Origin of the sequence: Brevibacterium otitidis (genome assembly GCF_042429315.1) — a bacterium.
Lineage (GTDB): Bacteria > Actinomycetota > Actinomycetes > Actinomycetales > Brevibacteriaceae > Brevibacterium > Brevibacterium otitidis.
Genome location: NZ_JBHMAU010000074.1, coordinates 20,345 through 44,326, shown reverse-complemented (window position 1 = coordinate 44,326; position 23,982 = coordinate 20,345). Strand labels below are relative to the sequence as shown.

The 23,982-nt window shown below is 68.4% G+C and carries 20 protein-coding genes; 9 read left to right on the top strand and 11 right to left on the bottom strand.

Annotated elements, in window-relative coordinates:
• The first annotated feature begins 16 nt into the window (after window positions 1-16).
• Window positions 17-286: an AMP-binding enzyme gene (locus ACFFN1_RS12940; protein WP_376841212.1), complete on the top strand. Its 270-nt coding sequence runs from the start codon at window positions 17-19 to the stop codon at window positions 284-286.
• Between the two features lie 84 nt (window positions 287-370).
• On the opposite strand, the gene groL is transcribed toward ACFFN1_RS12940, so the two are convergent.
• From groL to ACFFN1_RS12925, 3 genes are all read right to left on the bottom strand, one after another.
• The gene (gene groL, locus ACFFN1_RS12935; RefSeq protein WP_376841211.1) at window positions 371-1,963 is read right to left on the bottom strand and encodes a chaperonin GroEL; all 1,593 of its coding nucleotides are present in this window, start codon (window positions 1,961-1,963) and stop codon (window positions 371-373) included.
• A 49-nt stretch (window positions 1,964-2,012) separates the two neighbouring features.
• On the bottom strand, window positions 2,013-2,306 hold the full coding sequence (gene groES, locus ACFFN1_RS12930) for a co-chaperone GroES (RefSeq protein WP_376841210.1): 294 nt from the start codon (window positions 2,304-2,306) through the stop codon (window positions 2,013-2,015).
• Window positions 2,307-2,596: 290 nt separating this feature from the next.
• Entirely contained in the window at window positions 2,597-3,781 is a 1,185-nt protein-coding gene (locus ACFFN1_RS12925; RefSeq protein WP_376841209.1) for a ubiquitin-like domain-containing protein, read from the bottom strand.
• A gap of 335 nt (window positions 3,782-4,116) precedes the next feature.
• Between ACFFN1_RS12925 and ACFFN1_RS12920 the strand changes: the two genes are divergently transcribed.
• Window positions 4,117-4,797 (top strand): hypothetical protein, encoded by a 681-nt coding sequence (locus ACFFN1_RS12920; RefSeq protein ID WP_376841206.1) that lies wholly within the window; start codon window positions 4,117-4,119, stop codon window positions 4,795-4,797.
• 101 nt (window positions 4,798-4,898) lie between these two features.
• On the opposite strand, the gene ACFFN1_RS12915 is transcribed toward ACFFN1_RS12920, so the two are convergent.
• The 6 genes from ACFFN1_RS12915 to ACFFN1_RS12890 form a co-directional block, all read right to left on the bottom strand.
• Complete coding sequence (locus tag ACFFN1_RS12915) at window positions 4,899-5,822, bottom strand: TatD family hydrolase (RefSeq protein ID WP_376841205.1); 924 nt, start codon at window positions 5,820-5,822, stop codon at window positions 4,899-4,901.
• Window positions 5,823-5,828: 6 nt separating this feature from the next.
• On the bottom strand, window positions 5,829-7,493 hold the full coding sequence (metG, locus tag ACFFN1_RS12910) for a methionine--tRNA ligase (protein ID WP_376841204.1): 1,665 nt from the start codon (window positions 7,491-7,493) through the stop codon (window positions 5,829-5,831).
• Between the two features lie 11 nt (window positions 7,494-7,504).
• Window positions 7,505-8,320: a 16S rRNA (cytidine(1402)-2'-O)-methyltransferase gene (gene rsmI / locus ACFFN1_RS12905; protein ID WP_376841202.1), complete on the bottom strand. Its 816-nt coding sequence runs from the start codon at window positions 8,318-8,320 to the stop codon at window positions 7,505-7,507.
• Between the two features lie 46 nt (window positions 8,321-8,366).
• Window positions 8,367-8,738 carry a DUF4190 domain-containing protein gene (locus ACFFN1_RS12900; RefSeq protein WP_376841201.1) on the bottom strand — a complete coding sequence of 124 codons (372 nt, stop codon included), beginning with the start codon at window positions 8,736-8,738 and terminating at the stop codon, window positions 8,367-8,369.
• A gap of 103 nt (window positions 8,739-8,841) precedes the next feature.
• A complete protein-coding gene (locus ACFFN1_RS12895; RefSeq protein ID WP_376841199.1) occupies window positions 8,842-9,288 on the bottom strand; it encodes a DUF4190 domain-containing protein in 447 nt (148 codons plus the stop codon).
• 213 nt (window positions 9,289-9,501) lie between these two features.
• Window positions 9,502-9,804 carry a DUF4190 domain-containing protein gene (locus ACFFN1_RS12890; protein WP_376841197.1) on the bottom strand — a complete coding sequence of 101 codons (303 nt, stop codon included), beginning with the start codon at window positions 9,802-9,804 and terminating at the stop codon, window positions 9,502-9,504.
• A 100-nt stretch (window positions 9,805-9,904) separates the two neighbouring features.
• On the opposite strand from ACFFN1_RS12890, the gene ACFFN1_RS12885 reads away from it, so the two are divergent.
• From ACFFN1_RS12885 to ACFFN1_RS12855, 7 genes are all read left to right on the top strand, one after another.
• Entirely contained in the window at window positions 9,905-11,536 is a 1,632-nt protein-coding gene (locus ACFFN1_RS12885; protein WP_376841196.1) for a dolichyl-phosphate-mannose--protein mannosyltransferase, read from the top strand.
• A 129-nt stretch (window positions 11,537-11,665) separates the two neighbouring features.
• Window positions 11,666-12,817 (top strand): cytidylyltransferase domain-containing protein, encoded by a 1,152-nt coding sequence (locus ACFFN1_RS12880; protein ID WP_376841195.1) that lies wholly within the window; start codon window positions 11,666-11,668, stop codon window positions 12,815-12,817.
• A 75-nt stretch (window positions 12,818-12,892) separates the two neighbouring features.
• Window positions 12,893-13,810: an N-acetylneuraminate synthase family protein gene (locus ACFFN1_RS12875; RefSeq protein ID WP_376841194.1), complete on the top strand. Its 918-nt coding sequence runs from the start codon at window positions 12,893-12,895 to the stop codon at window positions 13,808-13,810.
• A gap of 18 nt (window positions 13,811-13,828) precedes the next feature.
• On the top strand, window positions 13,829-15,697 hold the full coding sequence (locus ACFFN1_RS12870; RefSeq protein ID WP_376841192.1) for a glycosyltransferase: 1,869 nt from the start codon (window positions 13,829-13,831) through the stop codon (window positions 15,695-15,697).
• 103 nt (window positions 15,698-15,800) lie between these two features.
• A complete protein-coding gene (locus tag ACFFN1_RS12865) occupies window positions 15,801-16,802 on the top strand; it encodes a glycosyltransferase family 2 protein (protein WP_376841189.1) in 1,002 nt (333 codons plus the stop codon).
• Entirely contained in the window at window positions 16,799-18,163 is a 1,365-nt protein-coding gene (locus ACFFN1_RS12860) for a polysialyltransferase family glycosyltransferase (RefSeq protein ID WP_376841188.1), read from the top strand. Before ACFFN1_RS12865 ends, ACFFN1_RS12860 begins: the two co-directional genes overlap by 4 nt.
• Window positions 18,147-20,591 carry a DUF6716 putative glycosyltransferase gene (locus ACFFN1_RS12855; protein ID WP_376841187.1) on the top strand — a complete coding sequence of 815 codons (2,445 nt, stop codon included), beginning with the start codon at window positions 18,147-18,149 and terminating at the stop codon, window positions 20,589-20,591. Before ACFFN1_RS12860 ends, ACFFN1_RS12855 begins: the two co-directional genes overlap by 17 nt.
• 80 nt (window positions 20,592-20,671) lie before the next feature.
• Here the strand turns inward: ACFFN1_RS12855 and ACFFN1_RS12850 are convergent, their stop codons facing one another.
• Both ACFFN1_RS12850 and ACFFN1_RS12845 read right to left on the bottom strand, forming a co-directional pair.
• The gene (locus ACFFN1_RS12850) at window positions 20,672-22,258 is read right to left on the bottom strand and encodes a hypothetical protein (protein ID WP_376841185.1); all 1,587 of its coding nucleotides are present in this window, start codon (window positions 22,256-22,258) and stop codon (window positions 20,672-20,674) included.
• Window positions 22,255-23,853 (bottom strand): hypothetical protein, encoded by a 1,599-nt coding sequence (locus ACFFN1_RS12845; RefSeq protein ID WP_376841183.1) that lies wholly within the window; start codon window positions 23,851-23,853, stop codon window positions 22,255-22,257. Before ACFFN1_RS12845 ends, ACFFN1_RS12850 begins: the two co-directional genes overlap by 4 nt.
• Between the last annotated feature and the right edge of the window lie 129 nt (window positions 23,854-23,982).

Below are 23,982 nucleotides of genomic sequence, written 5' to 3'. Positions count from 1 at the left end.
GCCTTAGGGTTCGAGATTGAGAGATTCAACCTCGATCCTGGACACCCTCGACCTGTGCTTGCGGCAGGCACGCCGCCAGTCACCCCTTGGAATCAATCATCTAGGCACCGAGGAACTGCGTGACCACCTTTCAGGCAGTCTTGCTCGCTACAAGATTCCGCGCGAAGTTGTCGTCGCCGAAGCTCTGCCCCGCAACCCATCAGGAAAGCTCCTCAAGCATGTGCTGCGCAGCCAGGTGTCCGACGCCCCTGGGCCTAAGAAGCAGCTGACGGACACGAGTGATTGATCGCCTGATCACAGCACTGCGCCCCTGGGACGGTGTCTCCCAGGGGCGCAATGTCAGTGCTGAGGCAGGCTCAGAGGCAGAGGGTCAGTCCTCGTCCTCTTCTTCCTGCTTCTCCACGACGAGGGTCTCGGTGGTGAGCACGAGTGCAGCGATCGAGGCTGCGTTGCGCAGCGCCGAACGGGTCACCTTGACCGGGTCGATGATGCCCTGTGCGATGAGATCGCCGTACTCGCCGGTGGCGGCGTTGTAGCCCTGACCGGATTCGAGCTCTGCGACCTTCGCAGCGATGACGTAGCCGTCCTGGCCGGCGTTCTCCGCGATCCAGCGCAGCGGCTGGCCGATGGCGCGGCGCACGATCGACAGACCGGTCTGCGCATCGGAGCTCAGGCCCAGGTCAGCACCTTCGAGGGCCTTGCCTGCATGGACGAGGGCTGCGCCGCCGCCGGCGACGATGCCCTCTTCGATGGCGGCACGGGTCGCCGACACAGCGTCTTCGACGCGGTGCTTGCGCTCCTTGAGCTCCACCTCGGTGGCGGCACCGACCTTGATGACGGCAACACCGCCGGCCAGCTTGGCCAGGCGCTCCTGCAGCTTCTCGCGATCCCAGTCCGAATCGGTGTGCTCGACCTCGGCGCGGATCTGTGCGACGCGGTCGGCGACTGCGTCGTCAGAGCCGGCACCATCGACAACGGTGGTGCTGTCCTTGGTGACGGTGACGGTGCGGGCGTTGCCCAGATCGTCGAGCGTCACCTGGTCGAGCTTCATGCCCATATCGGCGGTGATGACGGTGCCGCCGGTGAGCACGGCGAGGTCTTCGAGGATCGCCTTGCGGCGGTCGCCGAAGCCCGGTGCCTTGACGGCTGCGACATTGAGGATGCCGCGCAGCTTGTTGACCACCAGCGTCGACAGGGCCTCGCCTTCGACATCCTCGGCGACGATGAGCAGCGGCTTAGAGGCCTGCTGCACCTTCTCCAGCACCGGGAGCAGCTCCTGGATGTTGGAGATCTTGCCCTGGTTGATGAGAATGTACGGATCGTCGAGGACGGCTTCCTGGCGGTCGGCGTCGGTGACGAAGTACGGCGACAGGTAGCCCTTGTCGAACTGCATGCCCTCGGTGAACTCGAGCTCGACCGAAGCAGCCTGGCTCTCATCGATGGTGATGACGCCGTCCTTGCCGACCTTGTCGAAGGCCTCGGCGATCATCTCGCCGATCTCACGCGACTGCGCCGACAGGGCGGCGACGTGCGCGATCTCCTCGGAGCCGGAGACGTCGCGCGCTGCCTCGCGCAGCTTCTCTTCGACGAGCTCGACGGCCTGCTCGATGCCGAGCTTGAGCTGGCTGGGGGCAGCACCGGCTGCGACGTTGCGCAGACCCTCGTGAACGAAGGCCTGGGCGAGCACAGTCGCGGTGGTGGTGCCGTCGCCGGCGACATCATTGGTCTTGGTGGCGACTTCCTTGGCCAGCTGGGCGCCGAGGTTCTCGTACGGGTCGTCGAGTTCGACCTCGCGGGCGATCGTCACACCATCGTTGGTGATGGTGGGAGCGCCCCACTGCTTGTCGAGCACGACATTGCGGCCGCGCGGGCCGAGCGTCACCTTGACGGTGTCGGCCAGCACGTTGACGCCGCGCTCAAGGGCCTTTCGCGCGTCGTCATTGAACTGAAGGGTTTTAGCCATAGGTCACTTCCTTCTGCGAAGTACGGGCAGTCTACTCAGGGGCAGCTGCTCAGCCGATGACTGCGAGCACGTCGCGGGCCGAGAGCACGAGGTACTCTTCGCCTGCGTACTTGACCTCGGTGCCGCCGTACTTGGAGTAGATGACCTTGTCGCCGACATTGACGTCGAGCGGCACGCGGTTGCCGTTGTCAGCAACGCGGCCCGGACCCACAGCGACGACTTCGCCTTCCTGCGGCTTCTCCTTGGCGGTGTCAGGGATGACGAGACCGGAAGCAGTGGTCTGCTCGGCTTCGACCTGGCGGATGACGATCCGATCTTCGAGCGGCTTGATGGAGACCGACATGTGCGGACACTCTCCTTTGTCTGTAGTCCTCAACAGCGCACCGGTGCGGGCACAAGGGTGGTGCTGTGGCCTGCTCGTCGTCGCGGGTGCCGAGCGGACCGATCCGCCTCAGTGACTGTTAGCACTCATTGGCTTGGGGTGCTAATTCGACTCTAGAGCGCCGATTGGCACTCGGTCAACTTGAGTGCCAGAGTCCGGCCTGGAGGCCGCTGCGGCCGGCAGCGGCAACCGGAAAGAGACACCTCGGACCCGGTGCGATGACCGGGTCCGAGGTGGTGGCTGGGTTCAGATCAGGCGCAGGACCACTGACCCCATCCTGCCTTCTGCTGCAGGATCTTGGCGCGCTTGAACTGCTCTTGCGGGCTGGCGTCGACAGGGTTGCCGGAGCCGCCGACGGAGCGCCAGGTGGCGAGCTTGAACTGGAAGAGTCCGAAGTGCGCGCGGTTGGACTGGTTGACAGCCTTCGGGTTGAAGTTCGATTCGCACTTGGCGATCTTGTACCAGCGCGAGCCCGGTCCGCCGAGCATCTCCTTGATCTGCTCGGTCGTCATGCTGCCGGAGTAGTTGTCCTCGGAGTTGTCCGAACCGCCATCCGAGCCGCCGTCATCGGATCCACCGTTGTTGTTCTGCTCAGGTGCCTTGGTGCCTTCGAGGACGACCTCCTCGACGGGCTCCTCGACATCCTTGGAGGAGAGCTTCTCGCGGCTGACTTCCTTGCCGTCGACAGTGCGGATCTTGTAGACGACCTCGCGCTTGCCGTCCTTGCCCTTCTTCTCGACCTTCTTCTCACCGCGCGGCAGCGAGGAGTCCTTCTTGACCGTGACCTTCTTCTCGATCTTCTCGGTCTCGGTCTTCTCCTCGTTCACCACGCGCATGACGCTCACGACCTGTCCGTCGAAGACGCTGGAGCTCAGCGGCGCGGAGACGATGTCGTCCTCACCGACCTCGATGCCGGCTTCATCGACGACGTCCTGCACCGTCTTGGAGGCGGCTTCGACCGGATCGGTCTTGCCGTCGGCGCGGACGGAGACGGTCTTGGCGGTGGTGACGTCGATCGCCTCGCCATCGGAGATCTTGGCGTCGAGGTCGGCGGAGATCTCAGCGCCTTCGTGCTCGATACCGAGATCGGCGAGAGCCTGGCCGACAGTCGAGGCGTTGGTCCATTCCTCCATCGGCTTGCCGTCAACGGTGAGCTCAAGGTCCTTGGCCTTGTTGACGACGATATTCATATCGCGTTCGACCTGGCTGCCGCGGCTGGGCTGCACCTGGTCACGCTCTCCGAGGGTGATGTCCTGCGCGGCGAGCACATCATCGACGGTCGAGCCGAAGCTGCGGACCTGTTCGCTTTCACCGTCGACGGTGACGTTGACGGGCTTGTTGAGAGCAACGAAGGCTCCGGTGCCGCCGACGAGTGCGGAGATGACGACCGACTGGGCGACGATCTGCACCTTGCGATTGCGGATGGATGGAATCACGTAAATACCCCAATGAGAAGATTCTGCAGATGGAGGCTCACGGTGGCGAGCCCCGTATATGCGGCTGTCCGGCCGACTGCGCGCCGACCCGCCGATGCCGGTGGAACAGCACCCGGCGTGCGAACAACGAGACCTAGCGTAACCGATTCGTTACCAACATTGCAAAGCTGTGACATTGGGCGTTGCGCGGCCTGCTGTCAGCCCAGGTCAGGCGCACAGAACACAGGCGACACCTGTCTGAGAACCGCGCCTGCAGGCTGTGTGCGGAGGCGTCCGCTGTGCTTCCAGTGCGCCCCGGTGCGCCGGTCGCCGGCGGCTGACGTGATAATCAGAATATGTCCGATCCGACTCATGTCATGCACACCGGCCTTGGCTCCCCTCGGCAACCGGGTGCCCCCACCGTACACCACCCGCGGCTGGTCCAGCTGCGCAGCCTGCTCAACCGGCAGCTCATCAGCACCCTCGTCCTGTCCACCGCCAGCTTCCTCATCCTGGCCAGCGGCTGGCTGTACTGGACGCTCAGCTGGCTGCCGGCACAGTCTCCGGTCGCCCAGGAGGCCGCCAGCGCGCGGGAGATCGGCCTGTCCGGGCTCGCCGTCCTCACTGTCTGGGCCGGCTGGCATGCCCTGCTCATCGTCCTCGGCGCCGTCGGCTTCCGGGCCCGGGCGGCGATGCAGTCGCTGCGCAGCGGGCAGGCGTACCGAGCCACACCGGCCAGCGTGCTGCCGGGTGTGCTCATCGTGCTCTATCTCATCGGCATCGGGCTGCTCATACTGGCAGCAGTCATCGGCGGTCTCATCGTCATCCTCGGCGCCGGTTCGATGACGATCAGCGATGCCTCCGCAGACGTCCTCGCCGAGACCCGCCGGCAGGCGCGGGTGACGGGCGCGATCGCAACCGGCTGGGTGTGCACGGCGCTGGCGCTGCTCTTCGCTTCGCAGGTCATCAACTACCGCGGCATGATCACCAGTTCGCGGATCGAGAACACCGTCCGGTACCAGCCCTACGCCCACTGAGCCGCGGCACTGGGCTCCGGCTCAGCTCAGGGCTGGCGCAGTTCCATGCCAGCTCAGCTCAGGGCTGGCGCAGTTCCATGCCAGCTCAGCTCAATGCCCGTTCAGCTCAGGGCCCAGGAGCCGAAGATCCGCTCGGCATTGGCGGTCGTCATCTCGGCGATGCGGGCCTCATTGACCCCGCGCACCTCGGCCAGCATCCGCACGGTCAGCACCGTCAGGTACGGCCCGCCGGGCTTGCCGCGGTGCGGGTGCGGGGTGAGGAACGGCGCATCGGTCTCCGTCAGCAGCAGCTCATCGGGCACCACCGCGGCGGCATGGCGCAGATCATCGGAACGCTTGAAGGTGACATTGCCGGCGAAGGACATGTAGTAGCCGCGCTCCGCACAGATGCGGGCCATCTCGGCGTCCCCGGAGAAGCAGTGGAACACCGTCTTCTCCGGCGCCCCTTCCTCTGCAAGGATGCGCAGCACATCGTCATGGGCTTCACGGTCGTGGATCTCCAGGACCTTGTCGAGCCTTTTGGCCATCTCGATATGGGCGCGGAAGGACTCCTGCTGGTCGGCCACGCCGTCGTCGGCGGTGCGGTAGTAGTCGAGGCCGGTCTCACCGACCACGCGCATCCGCTCACCCTGGGCGAGCTGCTCGATCTCGGTCAGCGACTCTTCCAGCAGACCGGCCGCCGCCAGCCGGGGAGCCTCATTCGGGTGGATCGCCACACCACCGAGCAGCCAGTCGCGCCCGGCAGCGGCCTCGGCGGCCACCACTTCGGCGGTCCAGCGCGCGGCAGCCATCTCGCAGCCGATCTGCACGATGCGCGTGATGTTGGCAGCCATCGCGGTGTCGTGGAAGAACGACAGCGGAGGGAAGGTCTCGTCTGCTTCGGGTTCGACCTCCGGGGCGGGTTCACCGTCCTTGATCGGCCCGCGTGCGCCCACGCCGATGTCGAGGTGGCAGTGGGTGTCGACGCCGGGGGCGCTCAGCGGTGGGGGAACCTCGGGATACGTGCCTGCAGCCCGTGATGCCATTGAGCCCTACTCCTCCACCTGGAACTTGGGGAATACCGGGGCCGGCTTGGGCAGCGGTGTGCCGGCGGCCAGCGGGGTGTCGATTGCGGTGAACAGGCGGGCCGGTTCGGGCCGGCCTTCCTCCGGGTCGCCTGCGCCCTCCACGGCTCCACCGACGTGCACCGGGGCGATCGCCGGGGCGCCCTCATTGGCGGCATGGACGTTGCGGGCACCGGCTGCTGCCGCCGCCTCCCCTGCCGGCACACCGAGCTGGTCGAGGATCTTCCCGGTCGATGCGGGCATCACCGGCTGGATGAGCAGCGTGATGATGCGCACGACCTCCAGGGTCACCCACAGCACGGTCTCCATCCGGGCGGCGTCGGTCTTCTTCAGCTTCCAGGGCTCCTGGGCCGAGAAGTACCTGTTCGCCTCGGAGAGCACCTTCCAGCAGGCACCGACGTAGAGGTGCAGGTTCTGCACATCGACATGCCGGCGCGCCTCGGGCAGCACGCCGCGGGCCAGTGCCAGCAGCTCCTCGTCCTCGGCGGTGAGTGAGCCTGGGGTGGGCACCTGGCCGCCGCAGTTCTTGGCGACCATCGACAGGGAGCGCTGGGCGAGGTTGCCGTACTCGTTGGCCAGATCGGTGTTCTTGCGGGTGATGATCGACTCCTGTGAGTAGGAGCCGTCCTGGCCGTAGGAGATCTCCCGCAGCAGGAAGAAGCGCAGGGCATCGAGTCCGAAGGCGTCGATGAGGTCGTAGGGGTCGACGACGTTGCCGACGGATTTCGACATCTTCTCACCGGCGTTGAACAGGAAGCCGTGGGCGTGGATGCGCTCGGGCAGGGTGATGCCAGCGCTCATGAGGAAGGCCGGCCAGTACACGGCGTGGAAGCGGGCGATGTCCTTGCCGATGATCTGCGCATCCGGCGGCCACACCTGCCCGAACCGGTCACCGGAGCTGGCCTCGCCGGGGAAGCCGGCACCGGTGAGGTAGTTCGTCAGCGCGTCGACCCACACGTACATCACGTGCTTCTCATCGCCGGGCACCGGCACACCCCAGTCGAAGGTGGTCCGGGAGATCGACAGGTCGTTGAGCCCGGAGCGGACGAAGGAGGCGATCTCATTGCGGCGGCCTTCGGGCCCGAAGAACTCGGGCCGCTCCTCGTAGAGCTTCAGCAGCGGTTCGGCGTAGCGGGAGAGCCGGAAGAAGTAGGACTCCTCCTCCGTCCACGTCACCTCGGCACCGGAGGACACCGCCACGCGCACGCCGTCGCGCACCTCGGTCTCGTCTTCGGCGAAGTACGCTTCATCGCGCACGGAGTACCAGCCGGAGTAGGAGTCGAGGTAGATGTCGCCGGCGGCCTCCATGCGCCGCCACAGCTCCTGGCTGGCCGCGTAGTGGTCGGTGTCGGTGGTGCGGATGAACCGGTCGTACGTTGAGCCGAGCACATCCTGCAGGTGCCGGAATTTGGCGGCGTTGCGGTCGGCGAGCTCGCGGCTGGTGATGCCCTCACGCTGGGCGGTCTGTTGCATCTTCAGCCCGTGCTCATCGGTGCCGGTGAGGAAGAACACCTGCTCGCCGTCGAGGCGTTTGAACCGGGCGATGACGTCGGCGGCGACGTATTCGTAGGCGTGGCCAATGTGCGGGGTGCCGTTGGGGTAGGCGATCGCTGTGGTGAGGTAGAACGTCATAGACGCTCAGTCTAACGCTCCGCCTGCAGGTACGTTTCATACGCCTGCCGCTTGGACACCCCGTGCCGGGTGGCGACTTCACCGGCAGCGTCCTTGACCCGCATGCCGGCGTCGACGAGCCTGCGCATCTCCTCGATGTAGTCACCGGCGTCGGCGGCCTCGGGCGAGGCTCCGGAGATCACGAGTGTGATCTCCCCGCGCACCCCGTCACCGACTCGCGCGCGCACCTGGGCGATGGTGCCGCGGATGACCTCTTCGTAGGTCTTCGTCAGCTCCCGGCACACCGCGATCTGCCGGTCGGGTCCGCATGCGGCCTCCAGGTCGGCGAGCGCGTCGACGAGCCGGTGGGGGCTCTCGAAGCACACGAGCGTGCGCTCATCGGCGGCGAGCTCGCGCAGTCTGCGCTGCCGCTCCCCCGGCCTGCGCGGCAGGAATCCTTCGAAGGCGAACCGGTCGCTCGGCAGCCCGGAGAGCGCCAGTGCGGTGATGACGGCCGACGGGCCCGAGGCGGTGGTCACCTCGACGCCGCGGGCGTACGCGGCGGCCACCACCCGGTATCCGGGGTCGGAGACGGCCGGCATCCCGGCGTCGGTGAGCAGCACGACGTGGCGGCCGGCGGCGACCTCATCGATGAGGGATTCGGCTTTGGCCTGCTCATTGTGATCGAACAGGCTGGTGATCTCCCGGGTGTGGCGGAGTCCGAGGCGTTCGGCCAGGCCGAGGAACCGGCGGGTGTCCTCAGCGGCGATGACATCGGCGGACTCGATCGCCGCCCGCATGTGCGCTGAGGCGTCGTCGAGGTTGCCGATCGGGGTGCCGACGAGCATCAGCCTGCCCGGCGCCTCGGGTGCGGCGGGTGGGTTCTGTCATGGCTCAGGTGCTGCTGTAGATTCCAAGGCCGATGCCGAAGATCAAGAAGGCGATGAGGAACAGCAGAGCCAGCACGATGGGAATGGCGATGGCATAGCCGACGACGAGCCCTGCGGTCGCCAGTGCGTCACCGGATTCGCCGGTGCGCTTGATCTGGCGCTTGGCGATGTGGCCGAGGACGATACCGACGATGGCCAACAGCCCGCCTGTGGCCAGGCCGACGAGCGAGAAGATGAGCGAGACCAGCGCCATCGTGTTCTGCGGCGGGGGCGGCGCGCAGACCGGCGGGCCATAGGACTGCTGCTGCCCGTAGGACTGCGGTCCCGTGTAGGCACCGCCGGATGGGTGCGGGCCCGACTGGTAGGGATTCGACATTGCGATCTGGCCTGGCCTTCTGTCGTCGGAGTCTGCCGCAGGCGGGCAGCTGGTCGGAAGCCGTCACCGAACCGGCGCGAGGGTGCGGGGCGCCGGCTGCGGCTCAGCTGCTGGCGATTCCTGAGCCCACGGCGAGGATGATGATGATGAAGATGTAGAGCAGCACGCCGAGCACGGTGAGGCCGACGATGACGTAGCCGACGATGAGGCCCCAGGTCGCCAGGCTGTCACCGGATTCGCCGGTGCGCTTGATCTGGTTCTTGGCGATGTGGCCGAGGACGATGCCGGCGATCGCCGCCAGTCCGCCCGTGGCCAAGCCGACGAGCGACATGATGAGCGAGAGCAGCGCCAGGGTGTTCTGCGGCGGGGTCTGCACATAGGGCTGCGGCGCTGCGTAGGCTCCGTTGGCGTACGGGGCGCTGCCGGCATACGGAGCGCTGCCGGCATACGGGGCGCTGCCGTCGCCGCCGCTGCTGTCGGCACCGCTGGTCTGATATCCGCCCGGCTGGTAGGAGTAGGGGTCGCTGCTGGACTGATAAGGATTCGACATCGCGTTCTCGCTCGGCCTTCTGTGTTCGGTTCTGCCTCGGGTGAGCTGGTGGAGTGCAGCTGCGCCGGGGACGCGGGGCTGCTGTCACAGGCTACGGTACTCTGCACGCGCGCACGGGAACAGCGCCGAGCGGCGGTTGTCACCGAATCGCCACATACTGTGTTGTCTCGCTCACATCCCTGTGTTGCCTCGCTCACATCTCTGCAGACTGGTTCAGGACCGCATGATGCCGCTGACGACGGCGATGATGAACGCCCAGACCGCGGTGACGATGAGTCCGATGATCATGCCGGTGATCGCGGTGCCGACGCCGCGCTGCCGAAAGGCGAAGATCTGCACGAGGGCGATGATCCCGGTCACCAGCGAGGCCAGAGACGTCAGCCCGAGCGTGATGATGCCGCCGAATGCGAGCCCCAGCGTCCACTTGGCCAGTAGATTGCGGCGATCACCGGGGTAGCGGGGCGAGCTCCCGAAGGCGGGAAGATCGCTGAAGAGTTCGAGGAGGTCGAGGACCATGCGTGCGGCGCTCCCTTCTGACCACTGCTCGTGCGTGCCGACATGCAGGTTCCACAGTAGCGCCATCGCCGAGGCGGCGGCCTCGCCTACACTTGTGGCTGTGAGCCAACCGAGTCCTGCCCCGACCGCTGCCGCCGGCAGCGCTGCTGCCGCGCCCGCCGCGGATCGAGCGCACCGGCCCGCACCGCTGCGCGAGCGCCTGGCCGCTCTCGACCCGCGGGTCTGGACGTGGGGTGTGCCGCTGCTGCTGGGCGTTATCGCAGCCCTCATGCGCTTCTACCGCCTCGGCTTCCCCGGCCGGCTCATCTTCGACGAGACCTATTACGTCAAGGACGCCTACACCCTCAGCCAGGCCGGCTATGAGAAGGCCTGGCCGGATGAGCCGAATCCGCGGTTCGAAGCCGGTGATACGAGCATCGTCCTCGACGAGCCGTCCTATGTCGTGCATCCGCCGCTGGGCAAGTGGATCCTCAGCCTCGGCATGGAGATCTTCGGTGCCGACTCCTCCTTCGGCTGGCGGTTCTCCGCAGCGCTGGTGGGAGCGCTCTCGGTCGTCGTGCTCGCCTGCTTCGCCATCCGCCTGTTCCGCTCGGTGTGGATCGGCGGTCTGGCCGGACTCCTCATGAGCGTCGACGGCGAGCACTTCGTGCATTCGCGCACCGGCCTGCTCGACCTGTTCCTCATGTTCTTCGTGCTGCTGGCCTTCGGCTTCCTCGTCCTCGACCGGGAGCAGACCAACCGCCGCCTGCACGAGCGCTTGGCGCATCCGCCCGCACGCGCGCCGCGGCTGGCCGCCGATGCCGATCCCTGGACCTTCGGCCCAGCACTGGGCTTCCGCGGCTGGCGGCTGGCAGCCGGGCTCTCCCTCGGCTGCGCGATGGGCGTCAAGTGGTCCGGCCTCTACGCGCTGGCCGTCTTCGGCATCGCCGTCGTCGTCTGGGACATCACCTCCCGGTACCGCGCCGGCGTGCGCCGCCCGGTCGCCGGCATGCTCATCCGCGATTCGGTGCCGGCGTTCCTCCTCATGGTGCCGGTCGCCTTCGTCACCTACGTCGCGACCTGGTCGGGCTGGATCTTCACCGACGGCGGCTGGGACCGGCAGTGGGCAGCGGAGCACTCCGGCTGGTGGGACTCCCTGCCCGGCTGGATCCCGAGCCTGGCCGAATACCACCGTTCGGCCTACAGCTTCCACGTCGGCCTCTCAAGCGAGCACACGTACATGTCCAACCCCTGGGGCTGGATCGTGCAGTGGCGCCCGACCTCCTTCTACTACGAGTCCTACGCCAACGGCGAGAACGGCTGCCTGGTCGAGAAGTGCTCCTCGGCGATCACCTCGGTGGGCAATCCGGTCATCTGGGGGCTGGCCCCGGTCGCCATCATCATCCTCATCCTCGCCTGGATCGTGCGCCGGGACTCGCGTGCCGGGTTCATCCTCGCCGGCTTCGCCGCCACCTGGCTGCCGTGGTTCACGTATCAGGACCGCACGATCTTCACCTTCTACACCATCGTCATGGTGCCGTTCGTGTGCCTGGCCATCGCCTACTGCCTTGGCCTGCTGTGGGGTGACGCCGAGGCCGAGGGCGGGCAGGCGCTGCTGCTGCGGCGGCTGGCTGTGGCAGCGGTGGGCGCGACGGCGATCCTGGCGTTCGCCTTCTTCTGGCCGGTCTACACCGGTGAGGTCATCCCGTATGACTCCTGGCGTCTGCGGATGTGGAACCCCACCTGGATCTGATCTGCCGGGCCCGAGGCGGTGCGCGCCGCTGAGCCGCAGGGCCGCCTGAGTTGACAGCTCGTTTACCTGCGCGTCATGTCGGCATCCCCTTTCATTCACCCCAGCTGGTCATGGTGGTTGCCTGTGACCATGAAGAACCAGACCAAGCGCACGGCCGCCATCATCCCTGCCCGCGGCGGCTCGAAGGGCATTCCGCTCAAGAACCTGCAGAAGGTCGCCGGCAAGACGCTGGTGGCCCGCGCGGTCGAGAGCGCCAAGGCCACGAGCAGCATCGACACCGTCATCGTGTCCACCGACCATGACGGCATCGCTGCAGAGGCCCGCCGCGCCGGCGCTGAGGTCGTGTTCCGTCCCGCCGATATCTCCGGCGACCAGGCCACCAGTGAGTCGGCGCTGCTCTACACGCTCGATCAGCTCGATGAGAGCTACGACATCACCGCTTTCATCCAGTGCACCTCTCCCTTCATCCACCCGGAGAACCTCGAACACGCGATCGAGCGTGTGGCTCGCGACCAGGCCGATGTCGTCTTCTCCGCCGTTGAGGACTTCAGCTTCCTGTGGACCCTCGATGAGCACGACAACGCAGTCGCCGTCGGCCACGATGCCGCTTTCCGCCCGCGCCGCCAGGACCGGGCCGCGCACTTCAACGAGACCGGCGCCTTCTACATCATGCGCACCTCCGGTCTGCAGAAGTACAAGCACCGCTTCTTCGGCCGCATCGAGATCGAAGAGGTGCCTGCCGAGCACGCCCGCGAGATCGACTCGATGTCGGATCTGTCGCTGGCCCGCGCCGTCGCCTCGCAGCACGAGGCCATCAACGTCCTCGACGTCGATGCGCTCGTGACCGACTTCGACGGTGTGCACACCGATGATGCCTGCTACCTCGACCAGAACGGCGAGGAGACCGTCCGCGTCCACCGCGGAGACGGCCTCGGCATCAGCCGGCTCGTCAAGGCCGGCTTCCCGTTCCTCATCCTGTCGAAGGAGCGCAACCCCGTCGTCACCCGCCGGGCGGAGAAGCTGCGCGTCGACATCGCCCAGGGCATCGACAACAAGGCCGAGGTCCTCAGAGAATGGATCCAGGACCACGACCTCGACCCGGCTCGCGTCGCCTATGTCGGCAACGACATCAACGATCTCGAAGCCTTCACCGTCGTCGGCTGGCCGATCGCCGTCGCCGACGCCCACCCCCAGGTTCGCGCCGCCGCCCGTTCGATCCTCACCCGCCGCGGTGGGCAGGGCGCCGTGCGCGAGGTGTGCGACCTCATCGATCCCGACTAGAACAGATCAGCTGCGTGACATCCACTCACGCCACCCCGTGCAACACCCCGCACCGAAACGATTGGAGCTCCCAGCATGACTCAGAACGCGGAAACCGCCGCACAGACCTCTCCTTTCCGTCAGACCGCCGCACCGGTGGCCATCGGCGAACACAAGGTCGGTCCCGGCCAGCCGGTGTACGTCATCGGTGAGATCGGCATCAACCACAACGGTGATGTCGAGATCGCCAAGCAGCTCATGGACGTCGCCGCCGAAGCCGGTGCGCAGGCCGTGAAGTTCCAGAAGCGCAATCCCGATGTCGCTGTCCCCGAAGCGCAGAAGTCCAAGATGCGCGAGACCCCGTGGGGCACGATGACCTACCTCGACTACAAGTACAAGGTCGAGTTCGAGAAGGACGAGTACACCGAGATCGACCGCTACGCCAAGGAGAAGGGCCTGCAGTGGTTCGCTTCGCCGTGGGACACCGACTCGGTCGACTTCCTGGAGAACGAGTTCGACTCCGTCACCTACAAGGTCGCCTCGGCCTCGCTGACCGACTTCGAGCTGCTCAAGGCCATCGCCGCCACCGGCAAGCCGGTGCTGTGCTCCTCGGGCATGTCCGACTGGAAGATCCTCGATGCGGCCGTTGAGTGCTTCGACCGCGACAAGCTCGTCCTCATGCACGCCACCTCCACCTACCCGCTGCCGCCGGAGGAGACCAACCTGCTGGCGATCCCGGCGATGGCCGAACGCTACGGCGTGCCGGTCGGCTACTCTGGTCACGAGACCGGCCTGCAGATCTCCCTGGCCGCCGTCGCGCTGGGAGCGGTGACCGTCGAACGCCACATCACGCTCGATCGTGCGATGTGGGGCTCGGATCAGGCCGCCTCGCTCGAACCGCACGGCTTCACCACCCTCGTCCGCGACATCCGCATCCTGGAGACGGCGATGGGCGACGGTGAGAAGCGCATCATGCCCGGTGAGGAATCGAAGATCGCCTCGCTGCGCAAGTGATCCCCTGAAAGGCGTTCTGTGACTCATCCCTATCCCGTCCCGTCCAGCAGCGAACTCGGCAGTGCTGAACGCGCCGCCTTCGCCGATCGGCTCGACCGTCCGGCCGTCGTCGTCGCCTCCGGACCCTCGGCTCCCTTCCCGGCGCCGGAGGTGCTGCCCGATGACGCCGTGGTGCTCCGCACCGGCACCTTCTTCCTCGAATCGCAGTACCACTACGGTTCGCGGGTCGATGCCTACGTGTGGGATGGGGATCGGCGCACGCTCGACGCCCTGGCCGCTGAGCTGCGCGCCGGCCGGTACACCTGCGAGCGGTTCGTCTCCGCCCACCAGGTGCTGCCGGCCGACGGCGAGCACACGGTCAACTCCCTCAGCCGCCTGGGGATGCAGCCCTGCGACGCCTACGCCCCGATCTTCGCCCATCCGCGGCTCGCGCGCCTGCTGACGGATGACGCCTCTCGCCCCGCCTCCGAGCTGCTGGCCGTCGCCTTCGCCGCCGCCGTCGGGTTCACCGACATCCGGCTCTTCGGCTTCGACCAGATCGACGAGCACAGCACCGCGCGCCGGATCGGCACCTCGATCGCCGCGCAGGTCGCCGCCCGGCTGTCGGCTGCGCAGGCCGACTCCTCGAAGCCTGCCGCGCGCATCGACGCCGACCTCGCCTTCCTGCGTGCCGTCGTCGCCGAGTTCCCTGCCGCGCGCATCACCGCTGGCACCCCGGTGCCGGTGTTCTCCTCGTTCATCGCCCCCACCGCGCCCGAGGCGGATGCGAGCTCCGAGACGCAGGCGAGTTCCCCCTCGGGCACGGGCCTGCCGCGCCGGAACCTGCTCAAGACGCACCTGACCCTCGGCGCCGGTGAGCTGCACGAGGTCTCCCCGGGCAATCCGGAGCCCTGGGCGCTCATCGACGGCAGGCGCTGCGCCTATGTCACCCTCGTCTCGGGCAACTACCACCACGGGGCGCGGGCGCTGGCCCGGTCGATGGCCCAGGTCACCGACATCCCGCTCATCGTCATGTGCGCGCCGGGAGCCGACCGGATGGCCCTAGAGGCCTCGGGCCTGAACTGCATCGACGTCCCGGAGATCATGGCCCCGCGCACCGAGGGCGCGCAGGCCCGGTTCGCCGCGACCTACACGAAGCTCAACGCCTTCCGACTGGCCTTCCTCGACCGCGCCGTCTACGTCGACTCCGATGCGCTCATGCTCAACAGCGCCGATGAGCTCTTCGAGCGCGCCGGCTTCTGTGCGGTCCCGGATGCGGGCATCCAGCTGGAGAACGACGGCTTCAACTCCGGGGTCTTCGCCTACGACCCGTCGGTCGAGCTGTTCGACCGGATGCTCGCCCAGGTCGGCAGGCTGCCCTCGGCCGACGGCGGGGATCAGGGCTTCCTCAACTCCTTCCTCGGTGAGGACTGGAGCCGGCTGCCGCTGGAGTACAACACGACCAAGCGGATCTGGCGCAGCCACAACCCGCTGTTCAACGCAGCCGAGGTCAAGATCCTGCACTACGTCGGCGTCAAGCCCTGGACGATCGATCCCGGGCACGCCGACTACGGCGATGTCATCGATCTGTGGTTCGACTACCTCGCCGATTTCGAGCTGCGCGATCTGGCCCGCGAATGGTCCCAGCACTCCTCCGGTCGGCCCGCGCAGGACCGCCCAGTGGCCCGGCCGGTGAAGAAGATCAAGGACGCCGAACAGGCCTACGCCGCCGGCCGCTATGCTGAGGCCGAGCAGATCGCTGCGCGGATCCTGGCCTGGGACCCGGCTTCGATCCGCAGCGCGAAGCTGCTCGCCGAGCTGGCGCTGCGGAAGCGCTCCTACGCGCAGGCCGCCCGCTATGCGGCCACGGCCGGGCTGAGCTTCGCGAAGAAGCGCTTCAAGCGCTGAGCTGCGGCCATCTCCGCCCGTCAGCCCGTCCATCAGCCAGCACCGCCCATCTGCACCACCCGTCCACCTGTCCGCCCGTCCGTCTGGAAGCGAGAAGCCCCTTATGACCGATGTGACCGTCGTGGTCTGCGCATCAGGTGATGCCCAGCAGCTGACTCCGACGCTGTCGAGCCTGCGCCACCAGGGCCTGGAGCCCGGATCCCTGGAGATCCTCGTGGTCAACGACTCCGCACAGCCGGTCGACAGCCTGCTCCATGAGGCCCGCGAGCACTTCGAACGGATCACCGCACTCGACCAGGGAGAGCCGCTCGGCACCGCCGCTGCCCGCAGCCGTGCCCTCACCCTCGCCCAGGGTAAGGCGGTCACCTTCATCAATGCCGGTTCGTGGTTCGCCCGCGGCGCTCTCGCCGGTCTCGTGCAGACCCGGCAGCACACCGGTGTCGACGTCGTCCACGGTGACATCGTGCTCATGGACGGGCTCATCCGGGTGCTCGCCGCCCGCACATGGGCGCGCCTGGACGAACCGATCCGCTACTGCGATCTGCCGGTGCCGCCCGGTGCCGCCCAGCTGCCCAAGCCGCTCATCCAGCCCGGCGCCCTGTACTCGACCGCACTGGCCTCCGAGGGACTGCTTGACGCCGCAGCCGGCACGACCGCCTGGGCATGGACGCTGGCGACCTCGGAGCATACCTTCGTCTCCACCGCCCAGCCGGTCGTGTGTGTGCCGAAGACGGATGCCGAGTATGCCTCCGAACAGCCGGCCTCCTGCCCACCGCAGACCCTGCTGGACGCCTACACGGCGGTGCTCAAGGCACTGCGCGCACCGGATCTGCCCTGTCCCGAACGCCGTGCAGCACTCACCCGGATCGCGGCCGCAGAGCTGTGCCGCAGCCTGTCGAACACGCAGGCCGCCGGCCGTCCGCTCGGCGTCGGCCGGCCCTTCGGTGTCGGCCTGGCTGCCCTGCGCCCCCGGCTGGAGTCGCTGCTGCGCGGCGTGGATGCCGAAGAGCTGCGCCACATCAAGGCCGCCTACGGCAAGCATCTGCACCCGGCCGTGCTCAGTGCGCTCACGGCCGCCATGAACTCGAAAGGGCGCACGGCATGACGACCCGCCTCATCTGTTGCTCGACTCTCTTCCAGCTCATCTCCGTGAGCGCGATGCGCGCCGCCGGGGCCTTCGGCTCCGACCGCTGCGTGCTGCTGCTGACGAACACCTCGACGGCCCCGGAGCTCGTCGCCGATGTCGACGCCGGCGACGGGGTCGCTGAGGCGCTGCTGCCGCACTTCGACGCCGTCGTGCACCTCGATGAGTGGATCGCGCCGATCCATCCGCGCGAATGGCGGGTCGCCTCGGCCAACGGCCCGATGCTCGAACGGCTCTTCCGCTCCGTCTTTGAGCTCGGCGACGGACCGCTGGAACTGGTCCTGGAGTCCCTGCCGAACGCGCCGGGCGGGGCGCTGGCCGAGGTCTTCCCCTCCGCGCGGATCTCGATGCACTCCGATGGGCTGATGAGCTACGGGCCGCTGCGCCGCGCCCTGCCTCGGCACGTCGCCGAACGCATCGAAGCGATCTACTACGTCGACCTCGTGCCCGGACTGCGCCCGGTGCGTCTGGAGGAATACCAGCCCCGGCACGTATCCGTGCCGGCAGAGAGCCTGCGGGAGGTGTTCGCCGAACTGGCCTCCCACACCCTCGACCGGCTGCCGGATCCCAGCCTGCTGCGCGACCGCACCTCAGCGGCCCTGCTGCTCGGCCAGTACCTCACCGCCATCGACATCCTCAGCGGTGAGGAGGAGGTCGCGCTGCATCAGGCGATGATCGATGCCGCGGTGGAGGTCGGCTGCACGGACATCGTGTTCAAACCCCACCCGCAGGCCCCGCCGGCAGCACTCGGCCCGCTGCAGAAGTACGCCGAAACGGTCGGTGCGAAGCTCTCGGTGGTCCGCGAGGCCGTCTCAGCCGAAGCGCTCTTCGAGCTCATGCACCCCGCGGTCGTCATCAGCTGCTTCTCCACCGCACTCACCACCGCCGATGCCGTCTACGGACTGCCGGTGATCGCGGTGGGCACCGACACGGTCGTCAGCCGACTGACCCCGTATCAGAACTCCAACCGGGTGCCGCTGGCGATCATCGACGCCGTCTACGCCCAGGGCATCCTGCCGCCGGCCCAGGCCGAACCGCACACGCCTACCGAGGATCTGCAGGCGATGCTGGAGACGCTGGCCTACACGCTGCAGCCGCAGTTCTACGACAACCACCGCGAGCTGGCCGAGGAGTTCCTCACCGCCGCCGCCGACACTCCGCTGCTCGCGTACTTCACGCGCGGACGGCTGCGCCGCCTCGGCCTGCCGGGCACCCCACCGGGCAGCGCCCCGCAGCGGGTCGTGCAGGCGCTCAAACGGCCGGTCAAGGCGGTCATCCCTCCGGCAGCGCGCCGGAAGCTGCGTCGTGTCCTGCGCGGCTGACGCACCGGGCTCGCCCGCCTCGGGAGCCTCGCTCACCTCGGGAGCCTCGCTCACCTCGGGCGCCTCGCCCGCCTCGGGAGTCTCCCTCGGCTGGGCGGAGTCGCCGCTGCAGGCGGTGTGCATCGCCGAGGCGCACGCTGCCGGCCGGCTCGGGGCGCGCACCGAGCTGCACCTGCGCGCCGATGTGCCCGGCATGCAGGAGTTCCACCGCCGCTTCGCCACCCTCGACCTGCCGGCCGGGCTCACCCTGGCCGCGCTGGCACCAGCCGGGGCGGTAGCCCTGCCGGACTGGCAGTCAGCCGACTGCTTCGTCTGCGGGGATCCGTTCTCCGGTGCGTTCCAGCGTGCCCTGCACCGCCGCGCCCCGCGCCGGTTGCTCATCGTCGATGACGGTGCGGCCACCAAGCGGTTCTTCTCCCTGCTCAGTCGGCACATACCGAGCGCCCTCGTACGTGCGAAGACGAGTCCGGGTCCGGCCCGCCTCGCGCTCGGTGTGCGCACCTGGCTGACGCTGCGCTCCCTGGCCCGGCGCGGCCGGCTCGCCCTCTTCACCGCCTTCTCCCCCGCCGCCGATGAGGCCGCCCGGCTGCAGGCCGCGGGCGTGCAGCTGCAGGAGAACAGCTTCGCGTGGACGGCCGGGCAGCCAGCGCAGGAGATCAGCACCGACACCGTCATCATCGGCTCGGCGCTGGCCGCCGACGGCCTCATCCGCGCCGATGCCTACCGCGACTGGGTGTGCGAGCAGGCCGCCGCCGGACCGGTGCGCTACTTCCCGCACCGGCGGGAGACGAGCGCCTTCCTCGATGAGCTGCGCGCCGCCGGGGTGCAGGTCGCCGAGACCGGGCTGCCGGTGGAGATCAGCCTGCTCGGCCTGCGTGCCGGGCAGCGGATCCTCAGCCTGCCGACCACCGCGATCACGACGCTGACGCTGCTGCATGAGCGCACCGGCGCGCGCATCCTGCCGCGCACCGTGCCGGCCTGGTGGTGGACGTCGAACGCCTCCGCGGACTTCCGCGCCGAGATCAATGCCCTCGTCCCACCGCCGAGCACCGAACCGGCAGCCGTGCAGGCCGACCAGCCTGCACACTCCGTCCAGGCCGACCAGCCCTCCTCCCAGCCGCCCGCCGCACACGACCGCACACCAGACCAGCCGTCCACCGAACACGACCACACGGCAGATCAGCCGGCCGGTGCGGTAAGGCCCGCCGGTGCGTCGAAACCAGCCGGCGCATCCCAGCCCGACGGCCTGCACGTCGTCGGGATCGCCGATTCGGAGTCCTACCTCAAGTGGGTGGCCGCCACCCTCGCGCAGCTGCCGCAGGCCCGCACGCGCAGCCTGTGGCTGCTGGACACGCCGCTGCTGCCCAGCCCCGAGCAGATCCATGCGGCCGTCGGGCCCGAGGTGGCGATCACCGTCGTGCCGATCCGCCGGCTGGCCCAGATGCTCGCTGCCGCCCGGGCCGATGCTCTCATCCTCGGGGCCACCGGCCCGACGGTGCTGCAGGCCTCCCTCATCGCCCACCGCCTGCCGGCTCGCCCGGCCCTGCTCTCCGGGCTGCCGGGGGTCGCGCTGCCGCCGACGTCCAAGGCGCTGCGCTACCGCTGCCTCATCGATGCGTTCATCGTCCACTCGCATGTCGAGCAGCGCCGCTGGCAGGAGCTCGCCGAATCCCGCGGAACCAGCCTGGAGACAGCACTGGCCCGGCTGCCGTTCCTCTCCGGCCGGGAGCCTGCCATGCCCGAGGCGCCGGTCACCCGCATCGTGTTCGCCGCCCAGGCGAAGGTGCCGGCCGCGCATGCCGAACGGGCTGCGCTCATCGCCACGCTGGCGGCTGTGCAGCATGCCGGCACCGAGGTCATCATCAAGCTGCGCGGCTGGCCGGGTGAGAACCAGACGCACCATGAGGAGTTCTCCTTCGTCCAGCTGCGCGATGAGCTCGCAGCTGCCGGGCTGCCCGGTGCGGCGGAGCTGGCGCTGCGCACCGGGCCGATGCGCGACTTCCTCACCCCCGGCACGCTGCTGGCCACGGTGAGCTCGACGGCCGCGCTCGAGGCGATCGACACCGGTGCGCCCGTGCTCATCATCGATGACTTCGGGGTCAGTGATGAGCTGCTCAACGCCGCCTTCACCGACTCCGGTCTGCTCGGTCCGCTCGATGAACTGCTCACCACACCGATCCCGGTGCGCCGCGCGCAGCCGGACTGGCTGCAGGCCAACTACTTCCACACCGAACCCGATGCGCTGCCCGCGGCCGTCGACCGGCTGGCCCTGCGTGCCCGTGCCCGGTCGCTACCGCCCGCCGGCGGTCGCCTAGCCGGTGCCCGGCTGCTGCTCGCTCGTGCCGAGCTGCGTTCCCGCGTCCCCGAGCCCGGTGTGCGCCTCGTGCGTCGCGCGCGCAGTCTGCGCAGCCGCCTGCGCCGCCGCTGAGGGTCGGTCCGCCTCTGCAGCTGAGATGACGGTGCGGCCGCATCAGGTGTCCGGCCGAATCAGGTGTCCGGTCGTAGGGGTCAGCGATCCCGGTGCCGGCGGAGGGGCTGCGGAGCAGGCGTGGACTGCGCAGCACTCTCCCGACGCGCGGCGGCCCCGGAATGCCTCGCACTGCTGGGCTGCTGCGTGCTGCCAGCCGACTGGGTGTCGGCAGCTGACTGGCGGTCGGCAGCTGACTGGCGGTCGGCAGCTGACTCTGCATCGGCTGCTCCTGCCGGACCGACCGCCCGCACGTGGCGGCGCTGCACTCGAACCCGGACGGCGGCGATGCCGATGAGTAGCAGGATGAGCGTGCCGGCGACGGCCGGCCAATAGTAGTAGCGGTAGTTCGCGGCCGGCACAACAGGGAAGTAACCGAGCAGATAGATGAGCGAGGAGCCGGCCAGCGCGGTGACCGGAGAGGCAATCCCCCAGCGCCGCCAGGTCCGCCACAGAGCCAGGCCGAGGACGGAGACGAGCAGCCAGAACCAGCAGGCGAACAGCCACGGCAGCTGCGCCTGACCGAAGTGCAGGACGTAGTTGCCCAGCATCCGCTGCAGCTGCGGGCTGTGGTAGTCCAGCCCGTACTGGTTGCGGTGGAAGTCCGAGAGGAAGAAAAGGTCGTTGCGGAAGAGGAACTCGCTGTAGGTCGTCAGCCGGTACTCCAGGTACCGATCCGGGCGGGTGAGCACGAGCTGCGTCCAGTAGCCCGGGATCTCCTCGGAGTCCTCGATGGAGGTGTAGGAGCCGAACTCGCCCTTGCCGTAGCAGGCCCAGTAGGCGTCCCAGATGACGTCCTTCTCCGCGCACACGCGCTGGGCGTTGAGCAGGTGCTCGCGGATGACCGGATTGTCGACGTGCTGCTCGATCTGGGCGGCCGGGACGGTGAAGACGAGATCGTCGAGCATCACCTGGGTGATCTGGCTGTCATGGCGCACGTCGTAGCGCGCGCTGATCGCGGCATCGGCCACCGCGATCGTCCCGCCGAACACTGCAGCCACGACGGCGAGCGCACCCAGCCGCCGGCCGAGACCGGCCCCGCGCAGGATCCGCGGCCGCCATACGTGGATCATCCACAGCAGCATCGGCAGGGTCGCGAACACGGCGTTCTTGCGCACCATCGTGCCGTAGACCAGAGCGGCGAAGGCAAGTATGAGCAGTGCGAGGCGCAGCCGCGGGAAGCGGGTGGCCAGTAGCACCGCGACCGCTGCGGTGAGGAAGGACAGCATCATCGACGTGTCCTTCCAGACATCGCCGACGAGGGCGACGACATGCGGCAGCAGCAGCACACCGAGGCCGAGGAACATCACCGGGATGCGGGCGGTGAGGTCGTAGAGGTAGATGCCCAGGGCGATCGCGCAGGCCGCCCACAGTCCGATCTGGGCCCACATGAGCGCGGAGATCTCCCCGCTGAGCAGCATGAGGACCTTCCACACGACGACGAGCACCGGCGGATGCCAGTCCCCGACCGGTTCGTCGCCGAGCACCTGGCGCAGCTGGTGCACCGCATCCGGGTTCATCCCGCCGGGCGCGAAGCTGTATCCCAGCAGCACGGCTACCGCGGCGGCGAGCAGGCACAGCACTGCGAGCGCGAGGCCCGCCCGGCCGCGATAGGACGGATGGGTCATGTGCCCTCCCCGTCAGGCGCCTCGGGCATGGCAGGTCGGTCGGCTCGCACATCCTCCCCGTCAGGCGCCTCGGGCATGGCAGGTCGGCCGGCTCGCACATCCTCCCCGTCAGGCGCCTCGGGCACGGCAGGACGGCCGGCTTGCACATCCCTCCCAGCCGGCGCCTCGGGCACGGTCGCGGAGCGCCGGCGCATGAGCGCATCGGCGATCCCGAGGGCCGCGACGATCGTCAGCGCGGCAGCCGACCAGTAGGTGTAGCGGAAGTTGAAGGCCGGCACGATCGGGAAGTAGCCGAGCAGGTAGATGACGCTGGAGGCTGACAGGCACAAGGCGGTGCGCCGGAAGCTGCGCATCCGCCCGGCCAGGCCGAGGGCGAGGAAGCCGGCGGCGAACCAGAACCACGTCTGGAACGGCCAGCGTAGCGTCTGCACCCCGAAGTCGTTGACGTAGGCGGCGAGGATGCCGTGCGCCTGCGGGTCGGCGATCCTGATGCCGAAGGAGTTCTTGCGCATCGAGGTCTGGAACTGGTAATCGGTGGCGAACAGGAACCGGCTGTAGACGAGCGTGCGGTAGCGCAGATAGCGCAGCGGGTGGCTGGTGACCTGGTCGGCCCACAGCTGAGCGATCGCATCGGCGTCGTCGAGCTTCCGGTAGCCGGGATGGGCATCGGGCCGGTAGCAGCGCCAGTACGCATCCGAGATGTGATCGCCGCCGGTGCGCGGGCAGGTGGTGCGGATCTGCAGGAGGTCGGTGCGCAGCCGCTCGGGCATGGCGGTCTGCTTGATCTCAGCGGTCGACATCGTGAAGGCGACGTCATCGAGGAACACCTGGGTCAACTGGGAGGTGTGCTCCGGCTGAGTGGCGACGTCCACAGCCTTCGAACCGCCGGCCACCAGCCCGGCGAGCACGAGGGTGCCGGCGGCCAAGCCCGCCCAGGGCCTCCACAGCGCCCGCAGGCCCTCTCGGGTGCGCGGCAGGCGCAGGCGCGCGGCCCAGGACGCCAGCCGGGTGCCGGTGAGGGCGACGATCGTCATCAGCCAGGCGAGCGGGATGGCGGCGAAGGCCGCGTTCTTGCGCACCATCACCCCGTAGACGAGCAGCAGCAGGCCGGCAGCGAGCAGCGGCCACTTCGCGCGGGGGAAGCGGGAGGCCAGCAGCGTGCAGGAGACCGCGGCGAACAGCGCGACCATCATCTGGCTGTCCTTCCACAGCATCCCGGCGAAGGTCAGCACCCACGGGCAGGCGACGACGGCCAGACCGAGCAGGGAGATGCGCCTGGAGCCGGAGGTGTCGTAGAGGTACCAGGACAGCCCGAAGGCCGCGGCTGCGAGCACGCCGACCTGCAGGGCGAGCATCGCAGCAGGCGTGCCGGTCAGGGCGATGAGTCCCTGCCACAGCCAGGCCTGGATGACCGGATGCCAGTCGTTGAAGGGCACGAGCCCCTCGGCCTGTTTGAGCTGGAAGAAGACATCGGAGTTGTAGCCGCCGGGCCGGAAGGCCGCGATCGTTGCGGCCGCGAAGAGCAGGCTGGCTGCGGCCAGCACGCAGACCCACACCCAGCGGCGCGTGCGCCGCTCCGGCACCTGTGCGCTCACTGCGCCAGCCCCGCGATGAGGTGGGAGGCAGTCGGACGGTGGGAGGCTGTCGCGCGGTGGGAGGCTGTCGCGCGGTCAGCGATGAGGTGCCGGAGGCACCGCTGCACAGCTGTCGAAGTCATGGGATGA

What these genes read in the sequence shown, in the direction of transcription:
- groL (WP_376841211.1), bottom strand. Translation starts at nt 1,963, where the DNA reads ATGGCTAAAACCCTTCAGTTCAATGACGACGCGCGAAAGGCCCTTGAG.
- groES (WP_376841210.1), bottom strand. Translation starts at nt 2,306, where the DNA reads ATGTCGGTCTCCATCAAGCCGCTCGAAGATCGGATCGTCATCCGCCAG.
- ACFFN1_RS12920 (WP_376841206.1), top strand. Translation starts at nt 4,117, where the DNA reads ATGTCCGATCCGACTCATGTCATGCACACCGGCCTTGGCTCCCCTCGG.
- ACFFN1_RS12915 (WP_376841205.1), bottom strand. Translation starts at nt 5,822, where the DNA reads ATGGCATCACGGGCTGCAGGCACGTATCCCGAGGTTCCCCCACCGCTG.
- metG (WP_376841204.1), bottom strand. Translation starts at nt 7,493, where the DNA reads ATGACGTTCTACCTCACCACAGCGATCGCCTACCCCAACGGCACCCCG.
- rsmI (WP_376841202.1), bottom strand. Translation starts at nt 8,320, where the DNA reads ATGCTCGTCGGCACCCCGATCGGCAACCTCGACGACGCCTCAGCGCAC.
- ACFFN1_RS12900 (WP_376841201.1), bottom strand. Translation starts at nt 8,738, where the DNA reads ATGTCGAATCCCTACCAGTCGGGCCCGCACCCATCCGGCGGTGCCTAC.
- ACFFN1_RS12895 (WP_376841199.1), bottom strand. Translation starts at nt 9,288, where the DNA reads ATGTCGAATCCTTATCAGTCCAGCAGCGACCCCTACTCCTACCAGCCG.
- ACFFN1_RS12890 (WP_376841197.1), bottom strand. Translation starts at nt 9,804, where the DNA reads ATGGTCCTCGACCTCCTCGAACTCTTCAGCGATCTTCCCGCCTTCGGG.
- ACFFN1_RS12880 (WP_376841195.1), top strand. Translation starts at nt 11,666, where the DNA reads ATGAAGAACCAGACCAAGCGCACGGCCGCCATCATCCCTGCCCGCGGC.
- ACFFN1_RS12875 (WP_376841194.1), top strand. Translation starts at nt 12,893, where the DNA reads ATGACTCAGAACGCGGAAACCGCCGCACAGACCTCTCCTTTCCGTCAG.
- ACFFN1_RS12865 (WP_376841189.1), top strand. Translation starts at nt 15,801, where the DNA reads ATGACCGATGTGACCGTCGTGGTCTGCGCATCAGGTGATGCCCAGCAG.
- ACFFN1_RS12860 (WP_376841188.1), top strand. Translation starts at nt 16,799, where the DNA reads ATGACGACCCGCCTCATCTGTTGCTCGACTCTCTTCCAGCTCATCTCC.
- ACFFN1_RS12850 (WP_376841185.1), bottom strand. Translation starts at nt 22,258, where the DNA reads ATGACCCATCCGTCCTATCGCGGCCGGGCGGGCCTCGCGCTCGCAGTG.